The 21519-nt window shown below is 71.6% G+C and carries 14 protein-coding genes; 3 read left to right on the top strand and 11 right to left on the bottom strand.

Annotated features, from left to right (window positions below; genetic code table 11):
- Positions 1–70 precede the first annotated feature (70 nt).
- Positions 71–676 carry a response regulator transcription factor gene (locus A4E84_RS05615; RefSeq protein ID WP_063827555.1) on the bottom strand — a complete coding sequence of 202 codons (606 nt, stop codon included), beginning with the start codon at positions 674–676 and terminating at the stop codon, positions 71–73.
- A 219-nt stretch (positions 677–895) separates the two neighbouring features.
- Between A4E84_RS05615 and A4E84_RS05610 the strand changes: the two genes are divergently transcribed.
- A complete protein-coding gene (locus A4E84_RS05610) occupies positions 896–2377 on the top strand; it encodes an MFS transporter (protein ID WP_062925478.1) in 1482 nt (493 codons plus the stop codon).
- Positions 2378–2395: 18 nt separating this feature from the next.
- Here A4E84_RS05610 and A4E84_RS05605 read toward each other — a convergent pair whose 3' ends face one another.
- From A4E84_RS05605 to A4E84_RS05585, 5 genes are all read right to left on the bottom strand, one after another.
- The gene (locus tag A4E84_RS05605; protein WP_237304852.1) at positions 2396–3475 is read right to left on the bottom strand and encodes an SGNH/GDSL hydrolase family protein; all 1080 of its coding nucleotides are present in this window, start codon (positions 3473–3475) and stop codon (positions 2396–2398) included.
- 198 nt (positions 3476–3673) lie between these two features.
- A complete protein-coding gene (locus tag A4E84_RS05600) occupies positions 3674–6577 on the bottom strand; it encodes an ATP-binding protein (RefSeq protein ID WP_062925477.1) in 2904 nt (967 codons plus the stop codon).
- 207 nt (positions 6578–6784) lie between these two features.
- Entirely contained in the window at positions 6785–7792 is a 1008-nt protein-coding gene (locus A4E84_RS05595) for a (-)-alpha-amorphene synthase (RefSeq protein ID WP_062925476.1), read from the bottom strand.
- Complete coding sequence (locus tag A4E84_RS05590; protein ID WP_079128878.1) at positions 7776–9260, bottom strand: cytochrome P450; 1485 nt, start codon at positions 9258–9260, stop codon at positions 7776–7778. Before A4E84_RS05590 ends, A4E84_RS05595 begins: the two co-directional genes overlap by 17 nt.
- Positions 9261–9570: 310 nt before the next feature.
- Entirely contained in the window at positions 9571–12480 is a 2910-nt protein-coding gene (locus A4E84_RS05585) for a glycosyl hydrolase 115 family protein (RefSeq protein WP_079128877.1), read from the bottom strand.
- A gap of 351 nt (positions 12481–12831) precedes the next feature.
- Between A4E84_RS05585 and A4E84_RS05580 the strand changes: the two genes are divergently transcribed.
- The gene (locus A4E84_RS05580; RefSeq protein WP_062925473.1) at positions 12832–13461 is read left to right on the top strand and encodes a chorismate mutase; all 630 of its coding nucleotides are present in this window, start codon (positions 12832–12834) and stop codon (positions 13459–13461) included.
- A 13-nt stretch (positions 13462–13474) separates the two neighbouring features.
- Here A4E84_RS05580 and A4E84_RS05575 read toward each other — a convergent pair whose 3' ends face one another.
- The 4 genes from A4E84_RS05575 to A4E84_RS05560 form a co-directional block, all read right to left on the bottom strand.
- Positions 13475–13945, bottom strand: coding sequence for an SRPBCC family protein (locus A4E84_RS05575; RefSeq protein ID WP_062925472.1), 471 nt, complete (start codon positions 13943–13945; stop codon positions 13475–13477).
- 9 nt (positions 13946–13954) lie between these two features.
- A complete protein-coding gene (locus A4E84_RS05570; RefSeq protein WP_062925471.1) occupies positions 13955–14359 on the bottom strand; it encodes a DUF779 domain-containing protein in 405 nt (134 codons plus the stop codon).
- A 159-nt stretch (positions 14360–14518) separates the two neighbouring features.
- Positions 14519–16558, bottom strand: coding sequence for a CocE/NonD family hydrolase (locus tag A4E84_RS05565; RefSeq protein WP_062925470.1), 2040 nt, complete (start codon positions 16556–16558; stop codon positions 14519–14521).
- A 16-nt stretch (positions 16559–16574) separates the two neighbouring features.
- Positions 16575–17888 carry an ATP-grasp domain-containing protein gene (locus tag A4E84_RS05560; protein WP_062925469.1) on the bottom strand — a complete coding sequence of 438 codons (1314 nt, stop codon included), beginning with the start codon at positions 17886–17888 and terminating at the stop codon, positions 16575–16577.
- A 451-nt stretch (positions 17889–18339) separates the two neighbouring features.
- Here A4E84_RS05560 and A4E84_RS44345 point away from each other — a divergent pair, with 451 nt between their 5' ends.
- Positions 18340–18963, top strand: coding sequence for an SDR family oxidoreductase (locus tag A4E84_RS44345; protein ID WP_335340851.1), 624 nt, complete (start codon positions 18340–18342; stop codon positions 18961–18963).
- Positions 18964–18996: 33 nt separating this feature from the next.
- Here A4E84_RS44345 and A4E84_RS05550 read toward each other — a convergent pair whose 3' ends face one another.
- Complete coding sequence (locus tag A4E84_RS05550) at positions 18997–21399, bottom strand: SpoIIE family protein phosphatase (protein ID WP_062925468.1); 2403 nt, start codon at positions 21397–21399, stop codon at positions 18997–18999.
- Between the last annotated feature and the right edge of the window lie 120 nt (positions 21400–21519).

Raw genomic sequence — 21519 nt, 5'->3', positions numbered from 1 at the left:
CGTTCCGCCGTCAGGGCGCGGGACGGGGGCGGGACGGGGCGGAAGCAGGGCGTGAACGGGGGCGCGGGGCTCACACCCAGCCCGACTCCGTGGCGATCCGGACCGCGTCGATCCGGCTGCGGCCGCCTGTCTTCCGGGTGATCGCCGACAGATGGTTGCGGACCGTGGCGGCGGACAGGCACAGCCGCTCGGCGATCTCCCGCGTGGGCGTACCGTCGGCCGTCAGCCGCAGCACCTCCACCTCGCGCGGGGTCAGCGGGTTGGCTCCCGCGTCCAGCGCGGCCAGCGCGAACTCGGGGTCGACGAACCGCTGCCCCCGCACCAGCTTGCGGACGCCGTGGACCAGCCGGTCCGGCGGGGCGTTGGTGCTGATGACCCCGGCGGCGTGCAGATCGAGCAGGCGACGCAGCCGTTCGGGCGTCGTCGAGGCCATCATCAGCAGCATCCGGCACTCCGGGAGCCGTGCTTGCAGCTCACCCCGGACGGCGACCTCCTCGCCCTCCCGGGAGTCCACGCCGATCACCGCCACGTCCGGCCGGCACGCCACGGCGCGCGCGACCACGTCGCCGTCGCCGTCGGCCTCCGCGACGACCTCGATGTCGTCCTCCCGCGACAGCAGAGCGGCGAACGCTCCCCGCACGAGACGGGTGTGCTCGACGAGAAGAACGCGGATCACGGTCGCTCCCTCTCCGCCGTACGTGGCCCGCAGGGCCACCTTGAACGGATTATCGCCGCACTCCGCGGGTTTTTCAGGTCGGGCCACGGCACGACTGATCGAGTGGTGAGGCCTGGGAGCCGGGCGTACCGTCGAACGGTGGACACCGCAGGCAGCAGCCCGCAGCCGGCCTCACCACAGGCGACCACCACCAGGGAACCCGGTGGTGGCGGCAACGCGATGGCGCTGCTGGTCATCGCCTCGTGCCAGTTGATGGTGGTCCTCGACATCACCATCGTGAACATCGCGCTGCCGCACATCCAGAACTCACTGGAGTTCTCCACCACGAGCCTGTCCTGGGTGGTGAACGCCTACACCCTCACCTTCGGCGGCCTGCTGCTGCTCGGCGGCCGGGCCGGAGACATTCTCGGCAGGCGGCGCGTCTTCGTCTTCGGCGTGCTGCTCTTCGTGCTCGCCTCCCTGCTCGGCGGATTCGCCCAGAACGCCGGCCAACTCCTCGGCGCCCGTGCCCTGCAGGGCGTCGGCGGCGCCATCGCCTCCCCGACCGCGCTCGCCCTGATCAGCACCACCTTCCGCGAGGGACCGGAACGCAACCGCGCCTTCGGCGTCTTCGCCGCGGTCTCGGCCGGGGGCGGCGCGATCGGCCTGCTCGCCGGCGGCATGCTGGTGGAGTGGCTGAACTGGCGGTGGGTGCTGTTCGTCAACGTGCCCATCGGCCTGCTCATCGTGCTCGCCACACCGCGTTACATCAGGGAGTCCGAACGCCACCCCGGGCGCTTCGACGTCACCGGCGCGCTCACTTCCACCGTGGGCATGGTGCTGCTCGTCTACGGCTTCATCAGAGCCGCGCAGGAGGGCTGGCGGGACCCGCTCACGCTCGCCTCGTTCGCCGGAGCGGTCGTGATCCTGGCGGTCTTCGTCGCGATCGAGCGGCGTTCGAAACAGCCCATCACGCCGCTGCACATGTTCGCCGACCGCAACCGCGCGGGCACCTACGGCATCATGCTGTGCCTGGCCGCAGCCATCTTCGGCATGTTCTTCTTCCTCACACTCTTCGTGCAGAACGTGCTCGGGTTCAGCCCGCTCGCGGCCGGCCTCGCCTTCCTGCCGGTCAGCGCGGTCATCGCCGTAGGCGCCGGTCTGGCCTCGCGGTTCCTGCCCGTCTACGGGCCCAAGCCGTTCATGGTGGTGGGCGCGATCCTGGCGGCGGCGGGCCTGGCCTGGCTGACCCTCACCGACGTCCACTCCACCTACGCGGGCAGTGTCCTCGGACCGATGCTCGTCTTCAGCCTGGGCATGGGCATGGAGTTCGTGTCACTGACCCTCATGGCGCTGTCCAACGTGCCCACGCCGGAGACCGGCGCGGCCTCCGGACTCCTCAACGCCACCCAGCAGGTCGGCGGCTCCCTCGGACTGTCCATCCTGGTGACGATGTACGGCACGGCCAGCACCAACGAGGCGGACAAGCAGATCCCGGACTTCCTCCAGCAGGCGACCCCAGCCGAGCGCATCCGGTTCGAACGCACCGGGCAACTGCCCAAACCCTGGTCCGACGAGATCCTCACCGCCGGTGTCTCGGCCGCCTTCATCATGGCGGCGATCTTCACCGCCGTAGCCGCCCTGATCGCCCTGCTCGTCATCCAGGTCCGGCCCTCGGACCTCGAACGCCTCAAGGGCGGAGCGGGCCCCGGCCCGAAGTGAGGCCCGCCCCTGGAGCCGCTACGCCCCGATCCTCGCCGCGATCACCGGTGCCAGCCGGTCGGCTATGGCCCGGTGCCCCCGGTCGTTGGGATGCACCGAGTCCGACAGATCGCCCGACCCCAGCCAGCCGGTGGTGTCGACGAAGGACACCCGCGCGTCACCCCCGGCGACGGCGGCCCTCACCGCGGCCTCGGTCTGGGGGACGAACCGCCCGCGGAACGTCTCCAGCGCGAAGATCCACGCCTGCGGATACGCGGCCCGCACCTTGCGCAGCAGACTGCTGTACGCCGACTGGAACTGTGCCGTACTCACCCCGTGCCCGACGTCGTTGGTGCCGAGGTTGATGACGACCGCGTCGGCCCGGTAGCGCGAGAAGTTCCAGTCGGGCGTCGCCGCGTTCGGGTTGAGCTTGGTGAACTGCCGCTCCAGCCCCACGCATCCGTCCGCCGCGGCCACCAGGCACGCCCCGCCCTGGGCGATCTGCGTGTGCTCGACGCCCAGCCGCTCCCCGATCAGCCAGCCGTACGCGGTACGGGCGTTCTGCGAGCTCGTCGTGCCCACGGTGATGGAGTCGCCGACGAACTCGACCAGTTTCGCCGGGGCCGGTGGGGCGAACGTCGTCGCGCCGCTGTCCAGGACCAGTCCCTGGAAGACGGCGTCCCCCCGGTACGACCCGGCCACCACCTGGTAGTTGACCTGGAGGGTGTGGTTGCCGGGGGACAGGGCCGTCGGGGTCAGGTTCACCGTCCCCTTGACGTCGTCGTAGAACCTCACGGGGCCGTTGTCGATCCGCGCCCACAGGTCGATCGTGCCCCGCTGCTTCAGCTTGACCGTGCGGCCGGTGAAGCCGGCCCGGTAGTACGCGCCCGCCCAGTACGGGGTGTAGGCGGTGGCGGAGCTGGTGGTGTCCCAGCGGCCGACGAACTTGATGTTCGGGTCACCGGGCTGCCCGGGGGCGGCCGCCTTCGCCGTGGCGGTACCGCCGAGGGCGGCCTGCGCGGGCGAGCCGTCGGCCCAGGACAGCAGACAGGCCATGAGCGCGGCCGCCAGCAAGGTCGGCAGGAAACGTCTCGGGAAGGTGTGGGGGATGGTCTGCACGGGGTTCCCTTCACGTGGGGTGGGGTGGGAGCGCTCCCATCGGCAGCCTTTCGAGGGAAGCAGTGAAACGGTTCAGCGTCAAGACAGCGGACGGTATGGAAGGGGGAGGGCCGCTGCGTGCTCCGATCGCCGCACGGCCGGGTGACGCCGCGAACCCCCATGGCTGCCAGCCTGGGTGGGTGGCCGGGCTCCCGGCCGTCACCGTCGGGGATGGTTCGACAGGGCGTCGGGGAGGCCGGATGCGTCCGTGCCGAGTTTTCGGTACACGGCGGACAGCAGTTGCCGTACGCCCTGCTCGGTGAGCCGCAGGTCCTTCGCCACCACCGATACCGGGTGGCCCAGGGCCGTCATCTCGGCGGCCCTGCGCTCCTGGGCCGTCAGCATGTCCGTCTGCGCGTAACGCAGGGGCAGCGGACGCAGTCCCGCCGCGGAGAGCTCCCGCCTGGCGCGGGCGGCCAGGCCCTCGGCGCCACAGTGCACCGCACCTTCCAGGCCCTGGTAGAGCCGGTCGGCGGCGTCGTGCAGATGACCGTTGCGGGCCAGAGCGGCGCCGTGGCCCACCAGGGCACGGGCCAGTTCGTACGCGGCGGGCGACCGCTCCAGGTGGTCCACGGCCTGCGTGTGCAGATCGAGTGCGGCCTGCCCGCCCGTCACCTCCGCCTGGACGTGCAGCGCCTGGCCGATCGCGGACGCCGCGCCGAAGTCCCGGGCGCGCTTGACGGCGTCCTGGGCATGGCGGGCCGCCTCGTCAGGGGCGGTGCGGGCAAGGGCCGAGGCCAGTCCCAGCTGCCAGGGGCACCACGCGGGGTTGCGCCAGTCGCGCCCCTCCAGCCAGTCCCCGACCTTGGACAACAGCCGCGCCGCCTGGGCGAGTCGCCCCTCCGCCAGGAGCAGGTCGGCGTACACCGTGCGGGGATCGGGGAAGATGACGGCGTTGGGGACCACGTCGCCGTAGTGGTAGCTGTCGGCGAGCCGGCGCGCGTCACCGGTCCGCCCCCGGGCCAGCAGGGTCTGGATGAGAATGCCGATGGCGAACCACTGGGCGGGCACCGCTCCTTCGACGCGCTCGGCGGTGTGCAGCCCCGCCCGGACGAGCTCTTCCGCTTCGGGCAGGAAACCGCGGCGGTAGCGGATATAGCCCAGGAGCGTCTGGCCCTGCGCCAGATGGGAGCCGCGCCACCCCATGTGCTCGCACTCGGCCATGCCTTCGGCGAAGAGCTCTTCGGCCCGCCGCGGCTGGTCGCAGTACATGAACAGCAGGGCGACCGCCGCGGGCACCTCGAAGCCGCGGTTCTCGTCGGTCCAGCTCATCCCGCCGCGCAGGGCCTCCTCGGCATACCCGAGGGCGGTCTGCCGCGGCTCGCCGCGCACGAGGGCGTCCCACGCCCGCAGTCCGAGGATGTAGCGCTCCTCCAGACTGCGGCCGGGAAGCTTGTCGGCCAGCCGCGCCAGCCGCCGCGAGCGGGCGGACGAGTCGGGCTCGTCGGCGCGGAACGCGCTCCATACGAAGTGATCGGCCTGCATGCGCAGTTTGACGCGCGCGTTGGTGGCGCGCCGTGCCTCGTCGGCGGCCACGGTCGCGGCCTCGGTCATCCGGTCGGTGTGGGCCAGCGCCTGGGTCAGCCGGTAGACGATGGCGGCGCGCAGGTCGGGATCGATTCCCGCTTCCGTCAGCGCCTCCCGGAGATGGCTGACCGTGGCCGTGGGCTCGATCAGGAAAGTGGAGCAGGCCAGCTCGTGGAGAAGGGCGGCGCGGTCCTCGGCAGGGGGCGGTTCCCGCAGCGCCCGGGTCAGCACGCGTCGGGCGGCCTCCGGGGCTCCGGCGCGCAGGTACTCACGCGCGGCGGCGCGCAGGCACGCGACCGCCTCGGGCCGGCCGTCGCAGGGAACCTCCAGCAGGTGCCGGGCGGCGACAGTGGGGTCGGCCCCGACCGCCTGGGCGGCATGGGCGGCCGCGTTGTGCATGCCGACGCGCAGGGCCGGTGGGATGTCGCGGTAGATCGTCGTGGCGATCTGCGGGTGGACGAACTCCAGGTTGCCCGCGGGCTCGTCGGCGTCCGCGAGGATGCGGCGGACGCGCAGCTTCTCGGCCGCCTCGAAGGCCTCCTCTCTGCCGACCACCGCGAGGTCGGCGGCGTCCTCCGGTGAGAAGGGCCCACCCAGGACGGCGCCGGCCCACGCGAAGCGGACGGTGCCCGGGCCGAGGCGTTTGAGGCGCTCGATCAGGCCGGGGCCCTTGACCGCGGCGGCGAGGTCCCGCATCACGGGCAACTCCTCCCGGGTGCCCCTCACCTTCCGTTCACGGAGCCGGATGGCCAGTTCGACGACCTCGAAGGGGCTTCCGTTGGTGACCGTCCAGCACGCGCCGCAGAACTCGTCCTCGGCTTCCTCACCCACTTCGTCCCTGATGATCCGCGCCACACCGGCCTCGCCGAGCGGAGACAGCACGTGCGGGCGCTGCTCGTGGCGCTCGACGAGCATGCGGAAAGAGGTCGCGTCGGACGGAAGTTCGTCGGGCCGGTAGCCGACGACGATCAGCAGCGGGAGGTTCGCGACCCGGGGCGCGAAGGAGGCGAGCCAGTCGAGGGATTCGGCATCGGCCCAGTGCAGGTCGTCCAGGAGCAGCACGACAGGCGAGTTCAACATCGTGAGGCGCGTCATGACCCAGTCGAGGCCGTCGCGTACTCCGGTAGGGTCCGGGACCCGGGCGGGGTCCGTCGCCTCGAGACCGAGCGCGGCGCCGACGATGTCGTACCAGCTGCTCAGGAAGGCCCGGCGCTCCGTCTCGCTCATCCTGGCCAGGATGGGCTGCATGGCCTGGCGGACGACACGGAACGCCATCCCCTGCTCGTTCTCGCCGCCCTTGCCGGAGAACACGGTGAACCCGAGGGCGGCGGCGCGGGCCCGGACCGCCGCGATGAGTGTCGTCTTGCCCAGCCCGGCCTCACCGGTGAAAGCGAGGAACCCGCCGCGCGGTACCTGGGGCACGCCGTCGACCGTGTCGCGGAGCCGCGCCAACGCGTGCTCGCCGGCTCGGAGTTCCTCGTCACGTTCGAGTAGTGGCCGGTGTTCGTTGATCGATTGCCGCAGCCCATGGGCCATGTGGTCTACCGCTTCCTGTTGTTGCTCCCCGCCGGACGGGGCGAGCGTACGCCTTGGTGCACGCCCCTTGGCCGGGTCGGAAGTGGAGGTAGGCGGAGCGGGTGAATTTCCCGCAGGAGCGGTTCGAGCCTCAGCCTTTCGGGTAGTCTGCTGCGTTTCCGCCCCTCTCGGGACCCCTGTGGTGGAAACGACCGGTCGGGCAGCGGATCAGAGCACGGGCGGTGCCGCCAACGCGTCCGCGTACCGGGGCACGGTGCGGGACCAGAAGTAGCAACCGCGGATCCAGCCGGCCATGCCCTCCACATAGCCGGCTCCGGACGGGGTCAACTCCGGCCTGAACTCACCGTAGAGCCGCTCGAACTCGCGGATCGTGCTGTTGATGTGCCGTGTGGCGAGTGCGACGGCCGTCGGCAAAGAGCACCGGTGTGTCCGCTGGTAGGCGAGGGCGAGGTTGATCAGGCCGCCCGCCCGCTGTTCCTTCACCGCGGAGAAGAGGTCGGGTATCCACACCGCCGCGTCGGCCGACAGCCGGCTCAGGCGCCGCATGACAGGGTGATGGATCTCCTCCGGGGTCAGTTCGCACGGCTGCGCGGCCTCGCACAGCGGGTAGAACGGCTCGACGCCCGCGATGAGGGAGCGTACGGACCGGCACAGCCCGCTTCCCACCGGGGCGGGATGGTTCTGGGCCACCGCTTCGTACAGCAGGCCGTGGACGTACTCACGGCTGTTCCAGGCCCACCGTGCGGCCTGAGCGGGTGTGCACCGCTCGCGTACCTGTCGATGGAGGTCGGCCAGGGCCGCCCCGAGCGGGGTGGTGGGTGGTTGGTCGTCCCGCAGGATGGCGATGCTCTCGCACAGCATGGGCAGCAGCCGGCCCGGCGTGTGCCGGCCGACGTCCTCCGCGCGGTCGTCGTAGATGAACTGGTAGGCGATCTGGTTGGCCACGATCTGGAGGAGCCCGGGGTCCATGGTCGGACTGTTGCAGGCCGCGAGTTCGGCGGGGCGTGTACAGGAGATCATGGCCGCCACCGCCGGGTTGTCGGTCAGCCCCCACGTGCTCAGCCATTCCTCGACGCCCGCCGCCGCTGCGGACGCGTGGGGACTGCGCTGGAAGGGGAAGGGCATGTAGAGGTTCGCGTCGATCATTTCCCTCAGATCGACGACCTGTATTCCGTCCTGCGCGGCGAGCGTGACTTCCTCATGCGTCGCGGACATCGTTGCCACCTGCCGTTCGGGAGTCGTGGACGACGGGTACGGCTGTTGTCCCGGGAACGCGGGAGTCCGCCCGAGGCGGTGTGCCCACCGGCCGCCCCGCTCGCGGTTCGCTGACCATCACCAGTCCCCTCGGCCCCAACGACGCCGCGGGGTGCAGGCGTTCGGTGTGGCCGGGCAGATGACGCAGCCGCCAGTGGCGGGCGATGAACGCGACGGCCACCGTGGCCTCCGTCAGGGCGAGTGTCTCTCCGATGCATTTCCGGCTGCCCGCACCGAACGGAATCATCGCCCCGGGCGGAACCGCGACGGCCTGGCCGGGCAGCCAGCGGTCGGGGAGGAAGCGATCGGGATCGGGGAACAGGGTGGGGTCGTGGTGCAGGAGGTAGGGGCTGAACATGACGGTGGCGCCCTTCGGCAGACGGTATCCGGCGAGTTCCGTCTCCTGAGTGGTGACGCGGGTGAAGAGCCAGCCGGGCGGGCGGTGGCGAAGGGTCTCGGTGAGGATGCAGCGGGTGCGGACGAGGCGTGGCAGTTCGTCGGAGCCGGGCGGCTGCCCTGACGCGAGCACGGCGTCGACTTCGGAGTGCAGGCGGCGTTCCTCCTCGGGATGCCGCCCCAGGAGCTCCAGGGCGGAGGAGAGGCACAGCGCGGTGCTCTCGGCGCCGGCGAACATGAGAGTCATCACCTGGCCGTGGACTTCCCGGTCGGTGATCGGCGTTCCGCCGCCGTCGGCCCGCGTGGCCGCCAGCAGGGTCCCGAGCAGGTCGTCGCGATTGTCGTGGGGAGAGTTTCGCCGACGCCTGGCGATGGCCGCGTCGACGATCGCGCGCAGGCGGTCGGAAGCATGCCGGTAGCGCCGGTTCGCCGACGTGGGAACACGGAACAGGGCGTCGACCGGCATCACGGTCCGGACGAACATGCCGCGGACCACGGTGGCCAGGCACCTGCGCATCTCGGCGGCCGTCGCGGTGCCGAGCGAGTCGGAGAAGAGGACGCGGCTGACCACGCGTGTGGACAGGTCCAGCATGGTCGCGCTGATGTCGACCGCTTGCCTGGCCCGCCACGCGTGGCACACCGACTCCACTTCCTCGCCCACCAGGCGCACGTGGTCGGCGACGCGGGCCTTGCGGAACTCGGGCTGGAGCAGCCTGCGCTGGCGCCGGTGATCCTGATGGCGGCAGGTGCCGACGCCGTCCCCCAGCAGCGTCCGTAACCTGTCGTAGAGCGGGCCGCCCTTGTCGAAGGTGCGCGGGTCCATGAGCACCTGGTGGACCAGGTCCGGGTGACACGCCATCCAGGCACGCTGCGGACCCAGGCGTATCTCGACCAGATCCCCGTGTTCGGGCAGAGAATTCAGAAAGGCCAGCGGTCGACGGGCCAAGTCGATACCGTGGCCGATGAATGGGAATATGCCTGGAGCAGTGCCCACTGTCCAATCCCGGGCTGGCCCGGAAACGGAGCCGATCATCGAAACCACCTGCCTCAGTTGGCACACGGAATTCTGATGCGGTCGCACCGAATTGACGCTCGCCTCATGTCCTGCCCAGTGGAATCTGCCTGCGGCTCGCCGAATCCTTTCTCCGTAGGGGCGCACGGATGCACGGAGGGGTGTTCGGCGAATCACGGTTGCTGCATGGGGTCAGTTTTCTATTGTTTTACCGTGCACGCAGAAGACCGTGTTCCCGTCAGTGCTCCTGAAGAACGCGGCATCGGGCAGGCGTCTGGCATGGACATGAAATTGCGGTCCGAGGCCGGCCAGACGACTGCCGACGACCGGCTTATCGGTCCTGTGCCGCCACGCCCGGTGCGAGGGCGGGGTCGGGGTTGAAGACGCGGTGGTAGCTCTCCGGAGGCGCGAGATGGCTCGCGGGCAGACCACCCGTGTCGATCACGATCTGGTCCACCGCCATCCCCGGATCCACCATGAACACCCTCAGCACATGCTCACCGGGCTCCGCGACGGTCACCCGGGCCGTCAGCTTCTCGACGCCCTCCTCCACGTTGCGGGCCCAGGCGTCGCCCCGGTTGCCGGTGGCGATCGCCTGACCCGACAGGACCGTCGGGGGCTGGTCGTCGAGGGCGACCGCGACGCGCCGTTTGCCGCGTTCGTCGAGGGAGGGCAGCCGGAACACCGTCACCGGGAACGTGCCGGCCGTGGTCAAGCGGATGCGGTACCGCAGCTCCGGAGACCGGACGGTGAGGTCCTCGGTGATCGACGGGGCCGTCGTCGGGACCGCCTCGACTGCGGCCGTACGGCGGCCCAGCCCGCGCACGGTCCGCCAGCGCGCCCCGCCGCGCGGCACCTCGCGGTCGAAGTGCGCGGCGTCGATCGACACATGGCCGTGGGCCTCGACGAAGCCGCGGGCCCGCCGCCGGGCCCGCTCCCCGTCGTCGACCACGAGCAGCGGCACCTCGAGGCTCCGGCCCGCACCGGTGAAGGTCAGCGTCGGACGGTGCGTGCCCTGCGGCACGCGCGGCCAGTCGATCTCGGCCCACACCCGTACCTGGTCGGTGAGTTCTCCTCCCGTCGTGCTCAGCCGGATCCACGGGGCGCTCGGCTCGGCCCGCCACTCCAGCGGCAGGAAACCGGTGTTGAACACGTCCACGAAACGGCGGTCCCGGGTGTAGGAGGAGAACGACAGCGGGCGGCCGGCGCCCGTCTCGTTGCCCTCGGCGGCCACTTCCAGGCCCGACGTCTCCTGCCGGGGGATCCTGGTCACGGCCGGGCGGCCCGGCGCCTTCGGGATCTCGGAGGGGTAGGGGTTGACGATCCCGTCCCACTTTCCGCCCGCGATCTGGGTGTTGTAGCGACGGGTGATCGCCTGCTCCTCGGCGTGTGCCGCCTCGGCGAGGTCCGCGAAACGGTTCGTGCCGGCGCCGCGGCCCTGCCGGACGGCGAGCGCGTTGCGGTCCGCCCAGTAGTACTTCAGGTTCATCAGGTACGCGCCGTGGACGGGGTATTCGACCAGCTGGAAGTAGGCGTCCCGGTAGCCCTCGGGCAGTTTCGCGCCCAGCCGTCGCACACGGTCCAGCAACTGCTCGTAGTCCGTCATGCGCCCGCCCGCCTCGTCGCCGTGGTGCACCGTCGAGAAGACCGCCTTGTCGATGAACTCCGGGCGCCGCTGCGCCGCCAGGCGGTAGTACTCGGTGCGGATCGCGGCGATCTCCGAGCCGTACCTCCGGCCGAACTGGCGCCCGGCCCACTCCACGAGGAAGTCCTCGACATCGCCGGGGCCCCAGCGGTCCACGTCCCAGGCCATGTCCAGGCAGAAGGACAGCCCCGTCTCGATCGACTTGATGTCCCCCACGTTGAAGATCCACATGCGGTCCGCTTGGTGCTCGTGGACCCGGCGCAGCTCCTGCCACACCTTGCCCAGCTGGGTGGTGTCCAGCCACAGGTAGCTCCGCGGGCGCCCCCAGTAGGAGAGGTGGTAGTAGATGCCGTTGCCGCCGGGGCGGCGGCGCTCGGACTCGTCCGGGAGCTGGCGCATGTTGCCGTGGTTGTCGTCCGGCCAGATCAGCGTGACGTCGTCAGGGACCTCGACGCCCGCGTTGTACAGCTCCAGGACCTCCTTGTACGGGATGAAGATCTGCGGCTCGGCCGCCGGGCCCACCTCCTCGGCCAGGATGCGGCGCTGGTCGGCGATGATGTCGTTCATCACCGCGACCTTCTCCGGGACGGTGGTGGCGTGCTTCGTCTCCAGCGCGGAGTCGTGCAGACCGCGCATGCCGATCGTCCAGCTGCTCTCGTAGCCGGCGTTCTGGCGGGCCCGGGCCCGCCAGTAGTCGGAGATGACGGCCGGGTTCACCGTGTAGTCGTAGACCGGCAGGGTGCCGTCGGGGTTGCGGTGCTCCTCGGCCCACGGCTGCCACTCGTGCACGCCGTTGCGCAGCATGGCCTCGGGGTGGCTGGAGCCGACCACGATGCCGTAGCGCTCGGCCAGTTCGGGGTTCTCACGGTGCTTGTTGAAGAAGTCGGAGTAGGGGTGCATCGCGGGCCAGAGGTAGTTGGCCTTGAGGCGGAGCAGCAGCTCGAAGACCCGCTCGTAGGTCTTCGGGCCGATGTTCTTGTCCGGCTCCTGGGTGCGGCGGGACCAGGTGGTGAGGTTCTGCTCGTCGTTGATGAAGACGCCCCGGTAGCGGACGGCGGGCTCCCGGCGGACGAAGGGGCCCGCCGGGACCGTCACCGTGTCGCGGCGGACCACGGGGACGTCGGCCCACCAGTACCAGGGCGATACGCCGATGCGTTCAGAGGTGTCGTACACGCCGTAGACCGTGCCGCGGCGGTCGCTTCCGGCGATGACCAGGGCGCGCCCCACACCGGGCAGCGGGCTGTCCACGACCTGGGTGACGGACGCCTCCCAGCGGCCCTTCACCCGGGAGACGTCCAGGCGCCGCTGTGCGATGAGGCGGTCGATCACCGGGCTCGCGCCGATCGTCCCCACCACGACGAGGAGTTCGGCGCGCGGTGGCACGGTGTGCAGGAGCCGTGGCCGCACGCCGCCGACGCGCTCCACGTCGGCCTGGAGGTCACCGGCCGCGCGGATGACGGCGGGGTCGTCCGCCGCGTCCACGAACACGTCCACGGCGGTGCCGTCCCGGAGCAGGGGGAAGTCGGGGCGGCGGACCGAGGGGGCGGCCTCGGCGGCGGTGACGGGAAGCAGGGGAGCGGCGCCTGCGGCTGCCATCCCCCGTAAGAAGGACTTGCGGGTCACGGACGGGAACGACTGTCTCTGCGGCACTGGGCACTGCCTTTCCGCGCGTCGGCTCCGCGGCGGTTCCTCGTACGGGCCGTCGGCGGGGCTGCGCGCACAGGGGGTTGGCATGGGCAGGCTAGAAAGCGCTTGCCGCTGCACCCTAGGCGAGGCCATGTGAGGGCGTCCAGATGTGGGCGGTGGGTCCGCTGAGGCACCACGGCCATCACGGCAGTCCCCGCCGACGACCCGCTGTGCCGCGCCACTTGACGGAGCCGGACCCGTCGCGCAGCGGGGTGATCGGTAGGTTGGGGCTTGCCTCGCCCCCCACGGAAGGTCAACCCGGTGCGCCCTCGACGTCTCCGTTGCGCTCTCACCGTCCTCGGCGCCGTGGCGACGGCGACCGCTCTGGCACTCGGCCCGGCCGGCCCGGCCACCGCCGGCACCCAGCGCCCCGCCCCTGCCTCCGCCGACCGGACGGCCACCCGCCACGGCCTCACCTCGGTGACCGACCTGCTCGCCCAGCGGCTGCTGCTGGCCGACAAGGTCGCCGCCGCCAAGTACGGCACGGACACACCGATCGACGACCCGGTGCGCGAGGCGCAGATCCTGGACGACGTCCGGGCCCGGGCATCCGCCCTCGGGCTCGAACCGGACGCCGTGGCCGCGGTGTTCCGGGACCAGATCGAGGCGAACAAGCTGGTGCAGCGCGCTCTGTTCGCCCGTTGGGACGCCCACCCGGGGGAGCGCCCCACCGAGCGCCCCGACCTGGCCAAGGAGGTCCGCCCGGCCCTGGACCGCATCACCACCGCGCTGCTGGCCGCGCTGCGGGACACGGAACGGACCCGGGCCCTGCCGTCGTGCGGTCCGCGTCTGGCCACGGCCGCCGGCTGGTCCGCGTACACCCACCGGCTCGACGCCCCGCACCTGGAGGGACTGGGCCGGGCGCTGCCGTCGGTGTGCGCCGGCCCCTAGAAGCCCCCGTCGTTCAGGAAGAACCGTCGGCCTCGACGAGGCGGGCCAGATTGGCCAGGGCCATGCGCGTGCCCGTCTCGTTGTCGGCGGCGGGCACGGCGTCGGGGATGCCCTCGTGGACCATGACGACGTCGGTGCCGCCGCCCTCCGCGTCGGTCAGCGTGGTCGTCAGCGTCATGGCGCCGCGCAGCGCGGGGTCGACGGCCTCGAACTCCAGCACCTCGACCACCTGCTCGTCCGGCACCAGCCGCGCGAAGTGGCCGTGGTAGGTGTCGGTGTGCGCCGCCGACTTCCCCGAGGCGTCCGGCGCTTCGTAGGTGAGCGAGACACGAAACCCGCCACCCTCGCGGGCGTCGAACTCGTGCACCTCGCCGGTCATCCCGTCCGGCACCCGCCAGCGCGCGATCGCCTCGGCGCTCACCAGCGCCCGGTACACGGCGGCACGGGGGGCGTCGACATGGCCGGAGACCCGGGACGTGTACATGGGCCCACCCTAGGCGCTCTTGGCCGCCCCGTTCGGCAGAGGCGGTTCCGAGTCGAGGCGGCGCAGTTCCTCGTCGGTGAGGAGGCGGGAGCGGATCAGGAAGCGGACGCCCTCCGGCGCCTCCAGCGAGAAGCCGCTGCCGCGGCCGGGGACCACGTCCACGGTGAGATGCGTGTGCGACCAGTACACGAACTGGTCCGCGCTCATCCAGAACGGGGTGTCCCCGGCCACGTGCCCCAGCAGGACGTCCGAGGCGCCGACCCGGAACTCGCCGCGCGGGTAGCACATCGGGGCGCTGCCGTCGCAGCAGCCGCCGGACTGGTGGAACATCACCGGCCCGTGCGCCGCGGTCAGCCGCCGCAGCAGTTCCTCGGCGGCGGGGGTCAGTTCGACACGTCCTGTACGCACGGTCATGTGTTCCTCCAGGCGGTGACGGCGAGGCCGGGAACCGGTCCGTATCGCGAGTCGTCCAGTATCCGCCCGCGCGCGGGCGGGGGCCACAGGCGGGAGCGGCACCTGCCCGCTCCCGCCCCGCCGGGGGCCTGCCCCGACCCTCACCGCCAACGACCTGGCCTACAGCAGATCGCGGGGAACCGTCTCGTTCCAGGTGCGGGAGAAGACCCGGCGGTCGGCCTCGTACGCGTCGAGGGTCGCGTCGACGAAGAAGTCCGTCTCGTCGCACGTGAGCCGGGTGCTGGTGACCACCCGTACGTCCCAGTCGTCCCGGCGGAACCGCATGGTCCACGTGGTCTCGCCGCCGACCGAGGTGAAGTCGTCGGCGACCGCCGTGTAGCGCTCGTGGGCGCGGCGGCCGGCCTCCAGGCCGATGTCCTCGAAGCGGACCGTGCCACGGTCCTTCACGATGTCCAGCTCGGAGCGGTAGTCGATCAGGTCCCGCTTGACGTCCCAGCGCTCCTCCGGGGGCGTCACCTGGGTCATGGCGAGCGGGGGAGTGCCCTCGGGTTCGCCGAAGGGCGACGACGTCACCTCGTCCGGCTCGTCCACCGGCCGCACCGGCAAGGTGAGCGTGCTGGAGTGCTCGTGGACGCCGAGCAGGGCCGGCTTGGGCGCCGGCCAGGCCAGCGGCCAGTAGGACGTCGACAGGGACAGCCGGATGCGGTGGCCCGGCGGGAACGCCTGCGCCACACCGTTCAGCGGGATGGTGGCCCGGTAGCGCCGGCCCGGCTCCAACGGCTCGGGCGATTCGGTGCTGTCACGGCGGGTCAGGTTCAGGATGCCGTACGAGACGCGGGTAGCGGCCCCGTCGGGGCTCACGTCGGACAGCCGCGCCGCCACCAGGGCGACCGGCTCGCTGACCGTCAGGTCGAGCTCCACGCTCGGCGAGCCGAGGATCTCCAGCGGCTCGGTCAGCGGTTCGCTGTCGAAGACGAGCGAGCCGCCGTCCTCCTCCCGCTGGTCGTAGGGCAGGTCCGGGGGCGCGTTGTAGGAGGCCCACTTGCCCGCGAACTGGCCGACGGACAGCGGCGATCGCACGGTCATGGCCGCGCCTCCCTCACCGGGCTCGGCCGTGGCGTCCTGCGCGGGTCCGATCGTGTGCCGCGTGAGCGGACGCGTCTCGGGCCGGATGTGCGGCGATGGCCAGTCCGGCTCGCCGACCCAGCGGCCCGGCCGCTCCTCGTAGGACGTGGAGGGCGGCACGCTGTCCTGCATCCACGCCAGCAGCATGGGGCCGTCCATGACGCCGTTGTCGACGCCCTTGAGCCAGTGGTCCCACCACCGCACCAGCTCCTGGAGGTAGCCGATCGCCGGGCCGGGCTCCCCGAGGTGCGGGAACTTGTGCGACCAGGGCCCGATCAGCCCCTTGCGGGGCACGTCCAGGTTGCCCAGAAGCCGGGTCACGGCGTTGGAGTAGCCGTCCGCCCAGCCGCTGGAGGCCAGGACCGGGCAGCGCACGCTCGTGTAGTCCTCGCACACCGAGGCGTGCCGCCAGTAGTCGTCGCGCCGCTGGTGACGCAGCCACTCCAGCACCCAGGGCTCGGTGTTCTCCAGCCGCTCGTGCCACATCCCGCGCCAGCGGTCGCCGACCACGGACGGGTCGGGCGGGCAGGTGCCGTAGGCGAACATGGTGCCCGCCTCGGCCAGGTTGTCCGACAGCAGGGCGCCGCCCATGTAGTGCATGTCGTCGGCGTGCCGGTCGTCGGTGAACGAGGCGATGGCGATGGCCTTCAGGCTCGGCGGCCGGCGGGCCGCCACCTGCAGTGCCGCGAACGCGCCCCAGGAGATGCCCATCATGCCCGTGCCGCCGTCGCACCAGTGCTGCTCCGCCAGCCAGGCCAGGATCTCCTCGGCGTCCGCCTGCTCCCGCTCCAGGTACTCGTCGCGCAGCACGCCCTCGGAGTCGCCGGTGCCGCGCAGGTCGACGCGGACACACGCGTAGCCGTGCCCGGCGAGGTAGGGGTGGTGGACCGAGTCCCGTACGGCCGTCAGGTCGCGCTTGCGGTACGGGATGTACTCCAGCACCGCCGGCACCGGCTCCTGGTCCGAGGAGGTGGGGCGCCAGATGTGCGCGGAGAGCCGGATCCCGTCGGACATCGGGATCGTGACGTGCTCCTCCTCCTTGGTCTCGTACGGCAGGTTGGTCACGTAACGCATGGAACCCACGTGCTCCTCACTTCTCGGCTGCGTCGGCCTCGGCCGGGGCGTCCTCGAAGGCCAGGCCCAGGGCGGCCACGCAGTGGTCGAACTTCGCCCGCAGCTCCGCCTCGTCCGCGCCGCCGGTGTAGATGTGCGCCAGCTCGTAGCTGTAGCTGTCCTGACCGGGGAGGTCCGAGAGCCTGTCGCCCTCCGCGGGAATCACCTCGATGCGCACGCCCGGGGTCTCCCGCTCGATGCGGGCGATCTCCTCGGGGCCCGGCACCCGGCGCACCACGCCGTCGGTGAACCAGCGGTGGTACCACTTCGCCGCCATCGCGTACTCGCCCTCGCGGTGCGGCATGTGCGGGTCCTCGCCGAGGGCGAGACGGACCATGCAGTGGTGGTTGGGCACGCCGTCGACGTAATGGAACAGCTCCGCGTGCGACTGGGAGTGCCGCGGGTTGATCTCCAGCAGGTTGATCTCCTGGGACCGGGGGTCGTAGAAGTACTCGATGCTGAAGGTGGCCGAGTCCATCCCGATCTGCCGCATCACGCGCTCGCTGACGTCGTGCAGCTGCGCGATGACCGGGGGCGGCAGCATCGAGGGGTACTGGTGGCGCAGGAAGCAGGAGGAGTCCGGGTACTGGATGGAGTCCAGGACCCCGTAGACCGTCACCTCGCCCTGGTGGACATAGCCCTCGACGGCCACCTGGACGCCGGACATCGACTCCTCCGCCAGGCAGACCCGGCCGCCCACACCGTTCATCTCCGGCGGCAGGTCGATGCGTTCGAGGATGTGCTCGAAGGGCCGGCCGATGCGGGATATGCCGTCGCGGATCTCGGCGACGGCCTTGTGGAACTCCTCCTCGTCACCGACTCCGAAGGCGAGTTCCGAGGAGTACGACAGGGCGGGCTTGAGCCACATCGGGAAGGTCACGTCCTCCGGCGGGCGCGGCGGCTCGGCCGACAGGTCGACCTGGCCGAACCGCGGATGCCGGTCGGTGACCTTCTGCTGCTCCAGCCGGCTCCAGTACTTGTGCTCGCACTTGACCACCGACTCCAGGCTGGTGCTGCGGGTGCCGTAGCGCTCGCCCAGCATCGGGACGAGGGTGCTGACCGGGAAGTCCCAGTAGCCCACGATCGCGTCGATGCTGCCGTCGAACGCGTCGAGCACGCCCTGTGCCTTGTCGAGCAGCGTGGGCAGGTGCACTTCCCCGACCTGAAGCTCCTCGATCGTCAGCAGCTGGTGAAAACGCAGCCGGTCGGCTCCGGGGACCTGCTGAAGCGTGGGCAGATTGGCCTCGTCGAGTCCGATCACGAAGACGTTCTTCACCGTCTCGTCAGACACGGCTCTCCTTCCGACGGCGTACGGCCCGAAGGCCGGCTTGCAAGATCCTGGGAGTACCCGTCGTGCACGCCGACATTCCGGTCCGGGCATCGCGCCCGTTCCGGGCGGCCGGGGACATGACAGCCGCCGTCCTGGGAACGCGGGCCGGGCAAGGACGGCGCGGCCGGTGAAGCCGGCCGCGCCGTGGACGACACCGGCAAAGTTGTGCAGCCCGAGCAGGAAAAGTCCGCACCCCAGGTCGTCTCCGAGCCGGACCCGCCCTACGACTCCGACAAGCAGCAGCGGCCCGGCCTGGAGGCCGAGATGCGTACCGAGCCGCGCCACCGGGCGAGCCGTCACCGGGCGAGCGGGAAGCTGGAGGGGAAGACCGCGCTGATCACCGGCGACGACTCCGGCATCGGACGGGCCGTGGCGCTGCTGTACGCACGCGAGGACGCCGACGTCGCCGTCCATCTGCCCGAGGAGCAGGTGGACGCGGAGCGCGTGCGCGCTGGAGGAGCAGGGCAGGCGCTGTCTGCTGCTGCCCGGCGACCTCACCGACCCGGAGTTCTGCCGTGCGGCGGTCGAACGGACGGCGGCGGAACCCGGCGGGCTGAACATCCTCGTGCGCAACGGCGCCCACCTCAAAAACAGACTGGAACTGGAGCAGCTGACCGCGGAGGACTTCGACCTGACGTTCAAGACGAACGTCTACGCGTACTTCCACCTGCTCATGGCGGCCCTGCCCCATCTGAAGCCTGGCGACGCGGTCATCGCCACCGCCACCGAGGAGGCCCTCAAGGGCAGCACCACGATGATCGACTACGCGGCGTCCAAGGCCGCGCAGACCACCCTGACCAAGTCCGTCGCCGTGCACCTGGCCAAGCGGGGCGTGCGCGCCAACGTGGTCGCGCCGGGCCCGACGTGGACGCCCCTCGACGAGGCCGATCCGCACATGCCGCCGGACGGGCTCGCCCACATCGGCAGCGAGGTCCTGCTGGAACGCGCGGCCAGCCCGAGGAGATGGCACCGACGTACGTCTGCCTCGCCTCCGACGCCGACTCCAGTTACACCGTCGGCGAGGTCATCGCCGTGACCGGCGGCATCGTCGACACGCGGTAGCCCCGGCTCACATTCCGGCGGGCAGGGGCTGCTCCGCCCAGATGGTCTTGCCCGTGGCCGTCTGGCGGCTGCCCCACCGCTCGGCGAGCTGGGCGACGAGCAGCAGGCCCCGTCCGCCCTCGTCGAAGACCCGGGCCCGGCGCAGGTGCGGCGCGGTGTTGCTGCCGTCGGACACCTCGCAGATGAGGGTCGAGTCGCGGATCAGCCGCAGCTCGATGGGGGCACCGCCGTACCGCAGCGCGTTGGTGACCAGCTCGCTGACGATCAGTTCGGTGGCGAACTCCGCCTCCGTCAGGCCCCACTCGGCCAGCTGCGCGCCCGCCATCTTGCGGGCCCGGGCCACGGCCGCGGGTTCCGGCGGCAGCTGCCAGGTGCGGACCTTCGCGGCGTCGAGCACGGCCGTCCGTGCCAGCATCAGCACGATGTCGTCCTCGGGCCGGCCGGTCAGCACCGTGCGCAGCACCCGGTCGCAGGTCTCGTCGAGTGTCCCCCCGGGGGTGCTCAGCGCGCGGTGCAGCAGGCCGATCCCGACCTCGATGTCGTGGTCGGGCGCCTCGATCAGGCCGTCGGTGTAGAGGGCGAGCAGGCTGTTCTCCTCCAGTTGCACCTCGGAGGACTCGAACGGCAGGCCGCCCAGACCCAGCGGCGGCCCGGCCGGCAGATCCAGGAACCGTACGCCGCCCCCGGGGGTGACCAGCGCGGGCGCCGGATGCCCGGCGCGCGCCATGGTGCAGCGCCGGGACACCGGGTCGTACACCGCGTACAGGCAGGTGGCGCCGACCTGCCCCGACGCCTCCTGCGCGCCGCGCACCTCCGGGCCCTCCTCCCGGTCCAGCCGGATGACGAGGTCGTCCAGCTGGGTGAGCAGCTCGTCGGGGGCGAGATCGACGTCCGCGAGCGTCCGTACGGCCGTCCGCAGCCGGCCCATCGTGGCCGACGCCTGGATCCCGTGGCCCACCACGTCGCCCACCACCAGGGCCACGCGGGCGCCGGACAGCGGGATCACGTCGAACCAGTCGCCGCCGATGTCCGCGCCGGCCCCGGTCGGCAGATAGCGGTAGGCGACGTCCATCGCCGCCAGCTCCGGCGGCCGCTCGGGGAGCAGGCTGCGCTGGAGCGCCAGCGCCGTGCGGCGTTCGCGGGTGTACCGGCGGGCGTTGTCCACGCTCACCGCCGCCCGGGCGACGATCTCCTCCGCCAGCAGCAGGTCGTCCTCGCTGAACCATTCCGGCGTCCGGTGCCGGAGGAAGTGCACCATGCCCAGCGTCACACCCCGGGCGCGCAGCGGCACCATCATCACCGAGTGGATCAGGTACCGCGACATAACCTCGACGCGGGCGGGGGAGGTCCTGAGCCACTCCTGCAGCTCCGGGTCCCCGGGCCGGTGCCGGACGCCCCGGCCGGCGCTCAGGGTCCGCAGCGGCAGCGTCCCCACCGGGTAGCGGGTCGTCTCGCCCGAGGCGACCACCGACTCCGGGCAGCCCTGGAGCACCGACAGCTGCGCGGTGCGCCGCACGGTGACCGCAGTGTCCGGCGGCAGCGGCCCCGGCTCGTCCCCGAGGGCGACGGACTCCAGAAGGTCCACCGTGACGAAGTCCGCGAACCCGCCGGTCACGGCCACCTCGGCCATCTCCTCGGCCGTCCGGGTCACGTCCAGGGTGCTGCCGATGCGCAGACTGGCCTCGTTGAGCACCGCCAGCCGACGGCGGGCCCAGTACTGCTCCGTCGTGTCGAACACGGTCGCCGACATGCCGTGGACCGCGCCGGTGTCGTCCTTCAGCGGCGACAGGAACATGGACCAGGCGTGCGGCCCGGTCTGGCCCGGGGCCTTCGCGTGCTCCTCGTGAAAGATCATCTCGCCGGTGCGCAGGACCTCGCGCTGGAGGCGGTCGTACTCGTCGAAGGGCGGGTTCGGCTCGATCTCCCACACGGTCAGGCCCTTCATGTCCTCCTCGGACCTGCCCATGACCTTGGTCATGATCTCGTTGGCGGCCACCAGCCGGGCATCGCGGTCGTAGACCGCCACCGGCACGGGGAGCTGGGCGAGGGTGAGATCCCACAGCGGCAGGGTCCCCTGCTCGGGCGGGGCCGCCGGGTACACCGGCACGGTGCCGGTCACCAGCCAGAGCCGCCCGCCTCCGGCGTCCGTCAGCGGCGTCCCCTGCAGCCGGACCACGACGCGGTTGCCGTTCCGGTGCCGCAGCGCGACCTCACCGGCCCAGCGCCGACCGTCGGCCGTGTGCCGCCGCGTGGACTCCGGGAGCGCGGCGGCGAGCAAGTCGGTCACGGGCTTGCCCAGGAGTTCGGCGGGTTCGTAGCCGAGCAGACGGCGAGCGCCGTCGCTCCACACCATGATCGCCCCGTCGGCGTCGACGACGACCACCAAGTCCTCCGGTACGCGTCCCTCCACGGTGCCTCCGGGTGTGCCGCCCCCGCTTGCTCACGCTTCCTGCACCGATTGTCCCGCTACCGACTCGCTGAGGCTCGTCTGCCGAGAGGCGCCGCGGTGACCAGCGCGAACACCCGGCCG

It is taken from the genome of Streptomyces qaidamensis, assembly GCF_001611795.1.
In the GTDB taxonomy this organism is placed as follows: Bacteria; Actinomycetota; Actinomycetes; order Streptomycetales; family Streptomycetaceae; genus Streptomyces; species Streptomyces qaidamensis.
The sequence above is the reverse complement of the archived record's forward strand: the minus strand, read 5'-3'. Positions and strand labels throughout refer to the sequence as shown.

What these genes read in the sequence shown, in the direction of transcription:
- A4E84_RS05610 (WP_062925478.1), top strand. Translation starts at nt 896, where the DNA reads ATGGCGCTGCTGGTCATCGCCTCGTGCCAGTTGATGGTGGTCCTCGAC.
- A4E84_RS05600 (WP_062925477.1), bottom strand. Translation starts at nt 6,577, where the DNA reads ATGGCCCATGGGCTGCGGCAATCGATCAACGAACACCGGCCACTACTC.
- A4E84_RS05595 (WP_062925476.1), bottom strand. Translation starts at nt 7,792, where the DNA reads ATGTCCGCGACGCATGAGGAAGTCACGCTCGCCGCGCAGGACGGAATA.
- A4E84_RS05590 (WP_079128878.1), bottom strand. Translation starts at nt 9,260, where the DNA reads ATGATCGGCTCCGTTTCCGGGCCAGCCCGGGATTGGACAGTGGGCACT.
- A4E84_RS05585 (WP_079128877.1), bottom strand. Translation starts at nt 12,480, where the DNA reads ATGGCAGCCGCAGGCGCCGCTCCCCTGCTTCCCGTCACCGCCGCCGAG.
- A4E84_RS05575 (WP_062925472.1), bottom strand. Translation starts at nt 13,945, where the DNA reads ATGTACACGTCCCGGGTCTCCGGCCATGTCGACGCCCCCCGTGCCGCC.
- A4E84_RS05570 (WP_062925471.1), bottom strand. Translation starts at nt 14,359, where the DNA reads ATGACCGTGCGTACAGGACGTGTCGAACTGACCCCCGCCGCCGAGGAA.
- A4E84_RS05565 (WP_062925470.1), bottom strand. Translation starts at nt 16,558, where the DNA reads ATGCGTTACGTGACCAACCTGCCGTACGAGACCAAGGAGGAGGAGCAC.